This window comes from Mesorhizobium sp. CNPSo 4671, assembly GCF_057784245.1.
Window position 1 is genome coordinate 47,071 of sequence record NZ_JBWLUW010000010.1, and the last position, 13,820, is coordinate 60,890.

Below are 13,820 nucleotides of genomic sequence, written 5' to 3' on the forward strand. Positions count from 1 at the left end.
ATTCAGATCGCCTTCGCCGGCCTGCGCAGCGCCGAATAGGTCAGCAGCATCGAGGCGAGATAGAGCAGCAGGAAGACGATGTTGAGCGACAGCACCAGCTTCGACGTGTCGGCGATGGTGGTCAGCACATAGGTCAAAAGCAGCGCCTTGAGCCCGGCAAGCAGGCCCAGGTTGATCGCCCGCACCAGGGTCTGGCCGCGCGCGAAGAGAAGCTCGGCCTGGTATTCGACAAGATTGCGCAGCCCCGGAACGCAGATCGCCAACACCACCAGCGGCGCTGCCTCGGAGACATTCCTGCCAAGCGCGTTGGGGAAGAAATGGAGCACGGTGCCGAGCGCCAGCAGCGCCAGCGTCGAAACGAGGAAGACGCCGCCCTCGATGCCGCTCTTGACCGCCAGCCGCGACAACAGGTCCGGGGCGCGCATCATGCGCTGCACCAGCATCATAGAGAAGGTGCGGATCGGGATCGCGGTCAGGTCGACCAGCCGCATGATGATGGCATAGATGCCGGCCAGATGCGGGCCGCCGATCGCCAACACCAGCAGCTTGTCGAATTCCGATTGCAGATAGAACAGCACCTCGGCGCCGGCGACGTAGATGGAATCGGCAAGCCGCCGCAGATACAGCTCGATGCGCAGCCGCAGCCTTTGGCGCGGATAGAACCAGCCGAAAGCCAGAAGCAGCGAGGCGGCGTTGGCGCCGATATAGAACCACGACCATACCCATATGCTGTGCTGCGCCGAGACCATGAACAACACCGCGCCAAGCGCCCGCAGCGCTGTCGCCAGGATCGCCAGGATCGCGGCACGGCCGAATTTGCCCAGCCCGTTGTTGACGATCAGCGCCACCTCGACCGGCCGCCATAGTAGCGCTTCGGCGAATACAATCGCCGAAAACACCGACAGCGGCACGGTGCCGGCAAAGAAGAGCAGGTAGACGCCGAACGAGGCCGCGGCCAGGAGCGGCAGCGAGACGACGCCGAGCAGCAGGAAGCCTGCGGTGAAGGTGCCGATCAAATTGGGGCGGATGGTGGCGGTGCGATAGAGCGCCGAAATGAAACCGAAGGCCAGGATCCGCGACAGCATCACGCCGGCCGCCGATGCGGTGGCGAACATGCCGAATTCGGAAATGGACAGTGTGTTGGCGAGCGCGATGAAATAGGCCAGCGAAAACACCAATCGCCCGCCGGCGCCGCTGATCGCCGAAAAATAGTCGCGCACCAGTCCCCGTCGCGCGGCCACGAAAGTGCCGATCCGGGCGAAACTGCGCCTTTGCGGTATGCCGCGAGCTTCGGTCATGTCTGGGAAGCCATAGGCGGGAAAACTTAACGTGCCGTTCTGAGGCCCGAAAGCGCTGAAATTCCGGCACTTGGGGTTATGACAAGCTTAGATACCGGCCTGCCGAAATTAACCTTTTGTTTCCTATGCTTGTTTAGCGTGACTTAAGGAATAGCCGACCGCCGCCGCCCAGCGGCCAAAGAGTGAAGCTCCAAGACATGGTCGACAGGGAAAACCGTGAAGACTGGAGGCGCGAGCGTTCCTTGCTGGCGCTCGGCCAGGCCATGCGCGGTGAGGATGACGCATCCCTGGTCTCGATAGGCGATCGCGCGGATTCGGCATGGCGCGAGGATGCCGCCACGCGCCACCGCCTTGCCCGTTCGCAGCGTGAGGCGCGGGCGAACCCAAATCCGTCCGCCGCCGCCGGAACAGAGCACATCCGATCAGAGCCGGAAGCGGCTGCACAGGACGACGCCTGGCGCTTGCAGGAAGAAGACGACACCCGTGATCCGCCGCCGGCCGTGCCGTACTCAAGGCAGTCCCCGGAAGAACCTTCCGGCAGCGCCCGCTCTGATGACACGTCCGGATCCCGACGGGCGGGTGAAGCGGATGCTTCCCTTGGCGATCGCCGAGATGACCAGCAATGGAAGCCGCTGATCGATCCGATGCAGGTGGTGCGCGGCATTGCCAAGTCGAAGCTGCTGATCATCACCACCACCCTGATAGGTGCCGGACTCGGCATAGCGATCGCGCTGTCGACGCCGAAGAAATATGAAGCCACCGCGGAATTGATCGTCGATCCGCGCGACCTCAAGCTCACCGACCGCGACCTCACCCAGAATGTCGTCGCTTCCGACGCCACGCTCGCCATCGTTGAAAACCAGGTCCGGGTGCTGACCTCGGGCACGGTTTTGAACAAGGTCGTCGACAAGCTTAACCTCACCAACGATCCGGAGTTCAATGGCCAGGGGTCCGGCGGTCTTGGCATCAGGTCTCTCATTCGCTCTTTACTTCCGCACCAGGACGGCCGGAGCGGCGCCGACGAGGTCCGCCGGCGTGCGCTTGCCGTCGGCAATCTGGCCGAAAGCCTCTCGGTCGAGCGCGGCGGCAAGACCTTCGTCATCACCGTCAGCGCGATCACGCGGAACGGCGAGAAATCGGCGCTCATCGCCAACACGATGACGGATGTGTTCCTGCAGACCTTCGGTCAGATCCAGTCCGATACGGCGGGTCGTGCGACCGACGAGCTGACGGCAAGGCTCGATGAACTGCGCAAGGGCGTCGAGGCGGCCGAACGCAAGGTCGAGGATTTCAGGGCGTCGCATGATCTTGTCGACGCACAGGGTCATCTGATCAGCGACGACGAGATGCTCAAGCTCAACGAGCAGCTCTCGGTCGCCCGCGCCCGCACGCTCGAGCTCAATGCAAGGGCGGCTTCGGCGCGCTCGGTCGACGTCAACTCGGTTCTCTCCGGCACCTTGCCGGAAGAGATCAACTCCAACACGATGAGCGATCTGCGTTCGCAATATGCGACGCTCAAGCAGGAGGCTGACCGTGCCGCCATCCGGCTCGGTCCGCGCCATCCCGAACTCCAGGCGCTCAACGCGCAGATCGCCGGCGCGCGCGATCGCATCGCGGGTGAGTTGCGCCGCATCGCGTCCTCTCTGCAGGTCGACCTGAAACGCGCCGTCCAGCTCGAACAGGATCTCTCCTCCCGCCTGGCGCAACTCAAGGTGCGCAGCGGCGACGTCAACAACGATTTGGTGTCGATGCGTGAACTCGAGCGCGAGGCGGCCGCCAAGCGATCCGTCTACGAACAGTACCTTCTGCGCGCCAAGGAGACCGGCGAGCAGAAGGACATCAACACCGCCAATATGAATGTGATCTCCAAGGCTTTTGCGCCGCTCGAGGCGAAGGGGCCGTCGCGAGCCTTGATGGCACTTGCCGGCCTGTTGCTCGGCTTTGCCTCTGGTGTCGGCCTTGGCGCCATGCGTGGTGCCTATGAAAGCCTGCGTGAGACCGCGACATCACGTTCGCGCCGCCACCGCAAGGCGCCTCTCGAAGAGCAGGCATTCCGGGCAGCGCCGCCGCCCGCGCCGCCAATGCCGGCCGCACCGGTACCTCCGGCGCCGCCACCCCCACCGCCTGCACCACCACCGCCCGTGGTAGAGGCCGAGGCCGCTCCCGTCGAACGGCCCGGGCGCATCGCCGCGCTCATGGCAAAGCTGCGCAATGCTGTGTCCCGCAAGCCATCCACAGAGGCGGACGACGCCAGCGAGTTTGCCGCCTTTGGCGACACTGCGCGGCCGGCGGGTACTGGCCTGCCTTCCGGCGTCCCGAATCCGGATTCCGGCTTCATGCCGCGGTCGTCGGACTATGCGCGGCCGCCTTTCCCGCCAGGCTTCGATGCCGCCTATTCCCAGCCGATGGGGCCGCCGTCGCGGTCGCCGATAATGCCGCTGCAGCCGCTCTATCCGGCGCCGCCGCCCTATCCCCCTGCGCAGCAGGCCGGCTATCCGCAGATGCAGCCATGGCAGGCGCCGCCGGCAGGCAGCCCTCGCGCCCAAGGCATGGCGCCCTATGCCGGGCATATGCCGTATCCGCCGCAGCCCGCGCCGCCGCAGCCACCGGCCCATTCAGCCCAGCCGCCGGTGGAGCCATCGCGGGCCGAGGAAAGCGCCGAACAGGCGCCGATCGAGGAAATCCGCGCCAGCCTGCGCGAATTTCGCGAGGCGGTCCGCGAACTCACCGAGAGCCGTGCGCGCCACCGCTACTTCTGAGCCACAAGATACATCGCCGAGGCCGAACAAAACCATCCCGGTTTTCGCGTAAACGGCATGGGACGGCGCTTTGACGGGATTGCGTGCCGGAATTTTCGTGACAATGCCGCGCTGCATGTTGCCGCCGCCGTGGCATCTTGTTCCCGAAAAGCGGCGTTGGGCGAAACAGGGTTGAGGATGGTTCATGGCCGAAGTGATTGACGGAAAGAGCGTTGCCGAGGATGTCGTGCGGACGGTCAAGACGCTGACCGCCGAGCTGGTTGCCAAGGGCAAGGCCAAGCCTGGTCTTGCCGTGGTCATCGTCGGCGAGGATCCGGCAAGCCAGGTCTATGTCGCTTCTAAGTCTCGCACCGCCAAGGAATGCGGCTTTCATTCGCTGCAGCACACGCTGCCGGCCGAGACCTCAGAGGAGGCGCTGCTCAAGATCATCGGCGACCTCAATGCCGATCCGGCGATCAACGGCATTCTGGTGCAGTTGCCGCTGCCCGCCCATATCGATGCCGGCAAGATCATCCAGACGATCGCGCCGGAGAAGGATGTCGACGGCTTCCATTTCATCAATGTCGGCAAGCTCGGCACCGGCGAACTCGACACGGCATTCGTTCCCTGCACGCCTGCCGGCTCGATGCTTTTGATCGAACGCGTGCGCGGCAAGGATCTGTCCGGCCTCAACGCCGTCGTCGTCGGCCGCTCGAACATCGTCGGGAAGCCGATGGCCAACCTGCTGCTTGCCGCCAACTGCACCGTCACGATCGCCCACAGCCGCACCAAGGATCTGCCGGCACTTGCCCGCACGGCCGACATTCTTGTCGCCGCTGTCGGCCGGCCGGAAATGATCAAGGGGGATTGGGTGAAGCCGGGCGCCACCGTCATCGATGTCGGCATCAACCGCATTCCCGCACCCGAGAAGGGCGAGGGCAAGTCGCGCCTCGTCGGCGATGTCGCCTATGCCGAGGCGGCTAGGCAAGCCGGCGCCATCACGCCGGTGCCCGGCGGTGTCGGGCCGATGACCATTGCCATGCTGATGGCCAATACGTTAGCTTCTGCCTACCTTGCGGCCGGACTGAAGCGGCCCTCCTTCTGAGCCCGGGTTGACCCTGAAAGCGCCAGTTTTGCCGAACCCCACCATTTCCCCGGAACGGCCGGTCGTGAGTGATCCCGTTCAAGGTGGCCGGCAGTTCGCCTTCCTGCTGGTCGACAAGTTTTCCATGTTCTCGCTGGCCGCGGCGATCGATACGTTCCGTTCGGCGAACCGTCTGCTCGGCCGCGATTTCTATGGCTGGACCACGGTTTCGGCCGATGGCGATCCGGTGATGGCGTCCAACGGCCTGCCGCTCAAGATCGACTATGCCGTCGCCGACCTGCCGCCGGTCGACATCCTCTTCGTCTCGGTCGGCTTGACGACCGAATTTCCCGGCAAGAGCAAGGTTCTGGCGGCCCTGCGCAGCTGGGGCCGGCGCGGCAACGCGCTTGGCGCGCTGTCGGTCGGGTCCTACCTGCTGGCCGAGGCCGGACAGCTCGACGGGTACCGCTGCACCATCCATTGGGAAAACCGCGCCGGCTTCATGGAGCGCTTCCCCGACATCAATTGCACCGGCAATGTCTTCGAGATCGACCGCAAGCGCTACACCTGCGCCGGCGGCACCACTTCGATCGACCTGATGCTGGAGATCGTGCGCAGCGATTTCGGCTCGAACCTCGCCAATGGCGTCGCCAACCAGTTCCAGCACGAGCGCATCCGCTCGGCCGGCGACCGCCAGCGCGTCGGCCCGGAGCGGGATCTCACCGGCAAGTCAGAAAAGCTCAGGCGCATAGTCGAACTGATGGCCGACCATCTCGACGAGCCGCTCTCGGCGGTGCAGCTCGCCAAGTCGGCCGGTCTTTCGGTGCGCCAGGTGGAGCGCCTGTTCCTGCGCCACCTCAACGTCACGCCGGGCCGCTATTACATGCGGTTGCGGCTGGAGCGGGCACGCGAATTGCTGCGCCAGACCAACATGCCGATCCTCGACGTGGCGATTGCGACCGGCTTCACCTCGCATTCCTATTTTGCCCAGAGCTACCGGCTGCAGTTCGGCAGGCCGCCCTCGGAAGAGCGCCGCACCACTTACTGAGCCGCCTGGAAGGCAGCCCGATTTCCCCCACCTTTTCGCCGGGTTGAAAACGGCGATAGACCAAGCAATGCTTGCCGCCGGCAGCGCCGTCGGGCGGCATCGAAACTTTGATGTCGATGGCGATGCTAGCTCAGCCTGGTGTTGGAGAGCATCAGACGAATGCGGGCAGATACGGGCGTTAGGGGACAATGGCCTTGACGAGCAAGCACGACCGTCGCCTTCGCGACTGGAAGGAAATCGCAGCGTTCTTCGGACGCGACGGGGGCACGGTGCGGCGTTAGGAGCAACAACGCGGCCTGCCCGTGCGCCGCATTTCCGGCGGCGCCAGGAGCCTGGTGTTTGCCTATACGGATGAGCTCGAAGCGTGGCTGCGTGGCGGTGAGCCGGCCGCATCCGACGATGTCGAGCCCTTGGCCGAAGAACCGGCCGTGCCGCCTTTGGCTGTGGTTGCGCAAACAACCGCCCCAGCCGCTTCGGCCAGATCTTCGAAATGGCCCGTAATCTCGCTGCTGGCCTTCGGTGCGGTTGGATTGGTGTCGCTTGCGATTGCCGGCACACTGGCCATGCAGCATGTCGATGCGCCGCCGGCACGGGTCGTCTATCGCCCAGATTCCCGAGTCCAGGACCTCTACCTCGACGCCGTCTATCATCTCGGCACCCGACAGGCCGACGGCTTCACGCACGCGATCCAACTGCTGACCGAGGCAACGACGCTCGACCCGAATTATGCCGATGCCTATGTCAAACTGGCCGAGGCCTACAACACGGTCAGCCAGTTCACGCTGATGCCGGCCAATGAGGCCTATCCGCGCGCCGTCGCCGCCGCGGAACGGGCAATCGCGCTCGAACCCGACAATGCCGGCGCCTATGCCGCTCTTGGCTTCACCACCTTCTACTGGACGAAGGATTTTCCGCGATCGAGGGAGCTGTTCGAACGTGCCATCCGGCTCGATCCGAATGCCGCGCAGACCCATCATTGGTACGCCTTGACCCTGATGGTGACAGGGGAGACCGCCATCCCCTTGGCTGAGATAGGCAAGGCGCAGGCGTTGGATCCGGAATCGCGGGCCATCATCGCCAACAAGGCGCTCATCCTGTTTTATACCGGCCGTGTCGACGATGCCGTGATGATCCTGCAGCAACTGGCCAAGGCCGAACCGAATTTGCGGTCCCCGCCCGAATATCTGGCCACCATCTATCTCGATCAGGGCCGCTTCACCGATTTCCTGCGGGAATACCGGCGCGCCGCCGAGATCGCCAACAACAGCGCCCGCCTGGCTATTGCCGAGGCCGCCGAGAAAGGTTTGCGCGAAGGTGGCGCAGAGGGCCTGTTGTCGGCCATGTATGCCGAGCAGATTCGTCAGTACGAAAGGAACCTCGAACCCGCCTACAAGGTGGCGTGCACGGCAGCGATGCTGGGGCGCGATGACGAAGCGATCCGCTATCTCGAAGAGGCGATGCGGCGCAAGGAGGACGATATGATGGGCATCCGCATCGAGCCTCCGTTCAAGGGCTTGCGGTCCGATGCGCGATACCGCGCCATCGTCGAACACTTAGGCTTCAGGCCGGCTCCGCCGGTTGGCGCCTGAGCGAGATGGCCGCGTCCGGGCTTGTGTCCAGAGGCGCGCTCAAATAGTTTCGAGCCGCAGGCGGGGCGGCTACTCAGGAGATTTCGATGGTGGGACTTGCGCGGAGCATCGCTGCGGCGATCCTCCTTTTGTCGATGACGACGTTCGGCTTTGCCGCAAACAAGGTCATCATCATTCTCGACGCTTCCGGCTCGATGTGGGCGCAGATCGACGGCAAGCCGAAGCTCGAAATCGCCCGGGAGTCGCTGAGGACCGTGCTTCAATCGGTTCCCGCCGACGATGAGATCGGCTTCATGGCCTATGGCCATCGCGAAAAAGGCAGCTGCGACGACATCCAGCTGATCGTGCCGCCTCAGGCGGGCTCAGCAAGCGCCATCACGGATGCCGCCGACAGTCTGAAATTTCTCGGCAAGACGCCGTTGACGGCGGCCGTCAAGCAGGCGGCCGAAGCGCTGAAATACACCGAGGACAAGGCAACCGTCGTCCTCATCACCGATGGGCTCGAGACCTGCGGCGGCGACCCGTGCGCGCTGGGCAAGGAACTCGAGGCATCCGGCGTCGACTTCACCGCCGACGTCGTCGGCTTTGGATTGACGGCCGACGAGGGCAAGCAGATCGCGTGCCTGGCTGAAAACACCGGCGGCAAGTACATCCAGGCCTCCGACGAGAAGGCGCTGCAGGAAGCGCTGGTCGAGACCGTGGCTGCGCCCGCACCAGCCCCTGCACCAGCCCCGGCTCCCGAACCAGCACCGGCGCCGAAAGCGGCAGAGGTCGACTACAACCTCATCCCGCAAGCGTTCTTGAAAGAGGGCGGCGAGGTGCCGAAGATCGACGTCTACTATGAAGTCTTTCCGGACGATGCCAAAGGTGTCGGTGGAGACCATGTCAACGACGGCTACAACGCTGTCAAATTCCACGTTCCCGCTGGCAACTACATCGTTGTCGCCTCAAGTGGTGCTGCCAAGGCGCAGCAGAAGGTCACGCTGACGGCAGACAAGGCAACCGAACTCGCACTCAATTTGAACGCCGCGGAACTCTCGATCCACGCCCGACCGGCGCCTGGAGCCGATGTTGACCGCAATGCACAGATCAGCATCGCCTATCCCGGCGGCACCTCGGACAGCAACTACGGCGAGGTCAAGTACGTCGTTCCGGCTGGCGAGACCAAGGTCACCGTGAAGCTGGGAGCCGGCGAGGCGAGCGAGACCATGCAGCTTGCCGCCGGCCAGGTCGTCGACAAGGACATCATCGTCGGTGTCGGCAAGGCCAAGGCCAACGCCTTCTACACCCAGGGCGGTGAGAAGGCCGAAACCGATGTGGGTTGGAAGGTGTACAAGGCTGCCAAGAAGCTTGATGGCACCCGTGATCAGGTGACCTATGCCTATGGCCCCGACAGCCAGTTCGATCTGCCTCCGGGCGACTATGTGATGGGCGTCGATGTGCAGGCCGTGTCCACGGAACAGCCCTTCAGCGTCACGGTCGGGCAGATGACCGATGTCAACGTGACGCTGAACGCGGGTGTCCTGGCCGTCGACGCGCCAGGCGCGGACGGCTTCAAGATCTTTGAAGCCAAGAAGAACATCCAGGGCGAGCGCAAGCAGGTGACCTACGCCTATGGAGAGAAGATGCAGACCACGCTGGCGGCGGGCGACTACGTGCTCGTGACCAACTTCACCACCGACAAGGCCGACAAGGAAACGCCCTTTACGGTCAAGGCCGGCGAGCGGAGTGAACTCAAAGTCGAGTAACATCCAGCCGGGCAAGCAAAAAAGGGCAGCTCAGGTGCCGCCCTTTTCATTTGAACATCAGAAAGCTCAAGCTGTTCCGAAGGCGCTGGCACCGTGGTCGGCACGGCCCACCAGCTGCCGGAAGCCGGCGAAAAGCTCGCGGCCGAAGCCGAACTCATTGCCGATGAGATCGGCTTCGGCGGTGCGGCGCAGCGCGAACTCGGTTCCCGGCACCAGCACCTCCAGCGTGCCTGCATCGGCGTCGAGGCGGATGATGTCGCCGTCATGGATCCGGGCGATCGGCCCGTCCTCGACGGCTTCCGGCGTCACATGGATCGCCGCCGGTACCTTGCCCGATGCGCCAGACATGCGCCCATCGGTGACCAGCGCCACGCGCTGGCCGCGATCCTGCAGAATGCCGAGCACGGTGGTCAGCTTGTGCAGTTCCGGCATGCCGTTGGCCTTCGGCCCCTGGAAGCGGATGACGGCGATGAAGTCGCCGGTCAGCGTGCCCGCCTTGAACGCGTCGTTCAGGCCCTGCTGGCTGTCGAACACCTTGGCCGGCGCCTCGATGATACGCCGTTCCGGCTTGACCGCGGAGGTCTTGATGACGGCGTGGCCGAGATTGCCCGCCAGCACTTTCAGGCCACCCGTCGGCTGGAACGCCTTGTTGAACGGCGCCAGCACCTTTTCGTCGCCGCTGGCCTGCGGCGATGCCTCGCGCACCACGGAGCCGTCGGCGCCGAGCTTTGCCTCGACCGCATAGGGCCGCAGGCCTTCGCCCCACACCGTCTGCACATCCTCGTGCAGGACGCCTTCGTCGAGCAGCTCGCGGATCAGGAAGCCGAGCCCGCCGGCGGCATGGAAATGGTTCACGTCGGCGAGGCCGTTCGGATAGACGCGGGCCAAGAGCGGCACAGCTTCCGAGAGGTCGGAAATGTCCTGCCAGGTCAGCGAGATACCGGCGGCCGCCGCCATGGCGATCAGGTGGATGGTGTGGTTGGTCGAGCCGCCGGTGGCGTGCAGGCCGACGACGCCGTTGACGATTGAACGCTCGTCGATCATCCGCCCGACCGGCGTATAGGCATTGCCGAGTGCGGTGATCGCCAGCGCCTGCTTCGTCGCCTCGCGGGTCAGCGCATCACGCAACGGCGTGCCGGGATTGACGAAGGAGGCACCGGGCGTGTGCAGGCCCATGATTTCCATCAGCATCTGGTTGGAATTCGCCGTGCCGTAGAAGGTGCAGGTGCCCGGCCCATGGTAGGATTTGGACTCGGCTTCCAGAAGTTCGGCGCGTCCCGCCTTGCCCTCGGCATAGAGCTGGCGAACCTTGGCTTTCTCGTCGTTGGGCAGGCCGGTCGTCATCGGTCCGGCCGGGATGAACACCGCCGGCAGATGGCCGAAGGTGAGTGCGGCGATAACCAGCCCCGGCACGATCTTGTCGCAGACGCCGAGAAAGACGGCGGCGTCGAACATGTTGTGCGACAGGCCGACCGCTGCCGACATGGCGATGACGTCGCGCGAGAACAGCGACAGTTCCATGCCGGGCTGGCCTTGTGTGACGCCATCGCACATGGCCGGCACGCCGCCGGCCACCTGGGCGATGCCGCCGGCCTCGCGCGCGGCTTCCTTGATCAGGGCCGGGTAGGTCTCGAAGGGCTGATGCGCCGACAGCATGTCGTTGTACGAGGTGATGATGCCGAGATTAGGCACCTTGTCGGCGCCGAGCGCCAGTTTTTCCGAGGGGCTGCACACCGCAAAGCCGTGGGCAAGGTTGCCGCAGGACAGGACCGACCGGTTGGCGGTCTGGTTCGACGCCTCGGCGATGCGGCCGAGATAGCGTTCGCGGCCCGCCTTCGAGCGTTGGCGGATGCGCTCCGTGATGGCTTCGATGTCACGTCTTGCGGTCATGGCGGTCGGTCCTTTCAGGCGAGGTCCCGGAAACATCCTCCCGCCGTTGCCGGGACCACTAAACGTAAATCAGGGCGCCCAGAAAACCTCTACGGGCCTGGGAGCGGCGTCGAGCACGGCACGGATGGGCTTTCGCGGCCCGGGCGCGACCGCGCCGTCGAAGGCGGTGCGCTTGTCCTCGCCCTCTATGTGCAGCGCGATGAAGCCGGCATCGATGATGCGCGCCAGCGTCAGGGTCAGTCGCGGCTCGCCCGCACTGGCCGCATGAACCGGCAGGATGATCCTGTCCGAGGCCGGGTCGAGCAGTTTTGCCAGATCGTCGGCATCGGGAAAGAACGAGGCGGTGTGGCCGTCCGGCCCCATGCCGAGCACCACGACATCGAGCGGCCAGGGCAGGGAGCGCAGTGCGGCATCGTCCGATGCCGCCGCATCCTCGATGCCTGACGCCTCATGGTAGAGCGGCACGAAGCGCGCCGCCTTGGCGGCGTTCTGCAAGAGATTGGCGGCCACCAGCCCGGCATTGGAGCGCGGCGAGGAGGCCGGCACGAAACGCTCGTCGACCAGCGTCACGATCACCTTGTCCCAGGCGATTGGCGCCGCCGAGAGGGCAGCGAAGAACTTTGCCGGCGTGGTGCCGCCGGAGACGGCCAGCACGGCCGTGCCGCGCTCTGCGATCGCCTTCACCAGGCGATCGGCCACGCGGGCGGCCAGCGTCGCGGCCAGCTGCGGACGGTCGGGGAAAGCGTTCCAGTTGTAGCTGGCGCCGTTCAATTGCTCTCGTGCCATGTCCGCCCGTCACGTTCGATCAGCGCTATCGAGGCCGATGGCCCCCAGGTGCCTGCCGTATAGCCTTGTGCTTCCTGCTTGGCGCCTTCCCAGGCATTCTGGATCGGGTCAATCCACTTCCACGCCGCCTCGACCTCGTCACGGCGCATGAACAGCGTCTGGTTGCCGCGGATGACGTCCATGATCAGCCGTTCATAGGCGTCCGGCGCGCGGCCGTCGAAGGACTGCGCGAAGCTCATGTCGAGCGAGATCTGGCGCAGCCGCATGCCACCCGGACCCGGATCCTTGATCATGATGAACTGCTTGACACCTTCGTCCGGCTGCAGCCGGATGACCAGCTGGTTGGCGAAGATCGGCCCGGCGCTGTCGCCGAAGATCGAATGCGGGATCGGCTTGAACTCGATGACGATTTCCGAAACCCGGGTCGCCAGCCGCTTGCCGGTCCTAAGGTAGAACGGAACGCCCGCCCAGCGCCAGGTGCCGATCTCGGCCTTGATGGCGACGAAGGTCTCGGTGTTGCTGTCCTTGCCGAGTTCCTCGACATAGCCCTTCACCGGTCCGCCCGCCGAAGCGCCGGCGCGGTACTGGCCGCGCACGGTGTGCTTCGGCGCTTCGTTACCGTTGATGCGCTTCAGCGCCCGCAGCACCTTCAGCTTCTCGTCGCGCACGGCGTCGGCGTCCATGGACGACGGCGCCTCCATGGCGACGAGGCATAGCAGCTGCAGCATGTGGTTCTGCACCATGTCGCGCAGCGCGCCGGCCTTGTCGTAATAGGTGACGCGGTCTTCCAGGCCGACGGTCTCGGCGACGGTGATCTGCACGTGGTCGATATGGGCGGAGTTCCACAGCGGCTCATAGAGCGCGTTGGCAAAACGCAGCGCCATCAGGTTCTGCACCGTCTCCTTGCCGAGATAGTGGTCGATGCGGAAGATCTGGCTTTCGTGGAAGTCGTCGCCGACCAGATCGTTGAGCGCCCGCGCCGAGGCAAGGTCGCGGCCGATCGGCTTCTCCAGCACGATGCGCGAGTTCGGCGTGATCAGCTTGTGCTCTTTGAGCTTGTGCGAGATATCGCCGAACAGCGCCGGCGCCACGGCCAGGTAGAAGGCGCGGATGCTCTCGCTCTCGCCGATCGCCTTCTTGAGCTTGTCGAAGCCGGCGCCGGTCGTCGCATCGGCCGAGACGTAGGAAAGCCGCGCCAGGAAGGTCTTCAGCTCCTTGGCGTCGATATCGGCCGGCTTGACGTGGTCGGAGATCGCCTGGCTGGCGAAGGCCCGGAATTCCTCGTCGCTCATCTTCGAGCGCGACGTGCCGATGATGCGCGTCGGCTCGGAGAATTGATGGTCGCGCTGGCGATAATAGAGCGACGGCAGGAGCTTGCGTTCCGACAGGTCGCCGGTGCCGCCGAAAATGATGAAGTCGAAAGGATCGACGGGAATGATCTGGCTGGTCATGGTCTGTCCGCTTTGACGCCGGTCGCGAGTACGCGGCTGATATATTCTAATCGATTTAAATTTTCCAGTGCCATGGTGTCACATCGAGGACCAATCGCTGGATATTGATTGGGTCCACATGTGCGCTTGACACTGGCGCTTGCCGGAGGCTTGTCGGTGAATGAAGACTCCGGAAGCTTTCGCAGTTG

Annotated in this window: 9 protein-coding genes; 5 read left to right on the top strand and 4 right to left on the bottom strand. The window is 64.5% G+C overall.

Going from position 1 to position 13,820, the window contains the following annotated elements; all coding sequences use genetic code 11:
- Nucleotides 1-2: 2 nt before the first annotated feature.
- Complete coding sequence (locus AC04SF_RS25460) at nt 3-1,298, bottom strand: lipopolysaccharide biosynthesis protein (RefSeq protein ID WP_488480018.1); 1,296 nt, start codon at nt 1,296-1,298, stop codon at nt 3-5.
- Between the two features lie 197 nt (nt 1,299-1,495).
- Here AC04SF_RS25460 and AC04SF_RS25465 point away from each other — a divergent pair, with 197 nt between their 5' ends.
- The 5 genes from AC04SF_RS25465 to AC04SF_RS25485 all read left to right on the top strand — a co-directional run bounded on the left by AC04SF_RS25465 (nt 1,496) and on the right by AC04SF_RS25485 (nt 9,505).
- On the top strand, nt 1,496-4,057 hold the full coding sequence (locus AC04SF_RS25465) for a GumC family protein (RefSeq protein WP_488480019.1): 2,562 nt from the start codon (nt 1,496-1,498) through the stop codon (nt 4,055-4,057).
- A gap of 184 nt (nt 4,058-4,241) precedes the next feature.
- Nucleotides 4,242-5,141: a bifunctional methylenetetrahydrofolate dehydrogenase/methenyltetrahydrofolate cyclohydrolase FolD gene (gene folD, locus AC04SF_RS25470; RefSeq protein ID WP_115144893.1), complete on the top strand. Its 900-nt coding sequence runs from the start codon at nt 4,242-4,244 to the stop codon at nt 5,139-5,141.
- A 28-nt stretch (nt 5,142-5,169) separates the two neighbouring features.
- Nucleotides 5,170-6,168, top strand: coding sequence for a GlxA family transcriptional regulator (locus tag AC04SF_RS25475; RefSeq protein WP_488480196.1), 999 nt, complete (start codon nt 5,170-5,172; stop codon nt 6,166-6,168).
- A 302-nt stretch (nt 6,169-6,470) separates the two neighbouring features.
- The gene (locus AC04SF_RS25480; protein ID WP_488480020.1) at nt 6,471-7,757 is read left to right on the top strand and encodes a tetratricopeptide repeat protein; all 1,287 of its coding nucleotides are present in this window, start codon (nt 6,471-6,473) and stop codon (nt 7,755-7,757) included.
- Nucleotides 7,758-7,843: 86 nt separating this feature from the next.
- Nucleotides 7,844-9,505 (top strand): vWA domain-containing protein, encoded by a 1,662-nt coding sequence (locus AC04SF_RS25485; RefSeq protein ID WP_488480021.1) that lies wholly within the window; start codon nt 7,844-7,846, stop codon nt 9,503-9,505.
- A 66-nt stretch (nt 9,506-9,571) separates the two neighbouring features.
- Here the strand turns inward: AC04SF_RS25485 and edd are convergent, their stop codons facing one another.
- The 3 genes from edd to zwf form a co-directional block, all read right to left on the bottom strand.
- On the bottom strand, nt 9,572-11,395 hold the full coding sequence (gene edd, locus AC04SF_RS25490) for a phosphogluconate dehydratase (protein WP_488480022.1): 1,824 nt from the start codon (nt 11,393-11,395) through the stop codon (nt 9,572-9,574).
- Between the two features lie 69 nt (nt 11,396-11,464).
- On the bottom strand, nt 11,465-12,181 hold the full coding sequence (gene pgl, locus AC04SF_RS25495; protein WP_096454165.1) for a 6-phosphogluconolactonase: 717 nt from the start codon (nt 12,179-12,181) through the stop codon (nt 11,465-11,467).
- Nucleotides 12,163-13,632 (bottom strand): glucose-6-phosphate dehydrogenase, encoded by a 1,470-nt coding sequence (gene zwf, locus AC04SF_RS25500; protein WP_096454167.1) that lies wholly within the window; start codon nt 13,630-13,632, stop codon nt 12,163-12,165. Before zwf ends, pgl begins: the two co-directional genes overlap by 19 nt.
- Nucleotides 13,633-13,820 lie beyond the last annotated feature (188 nt).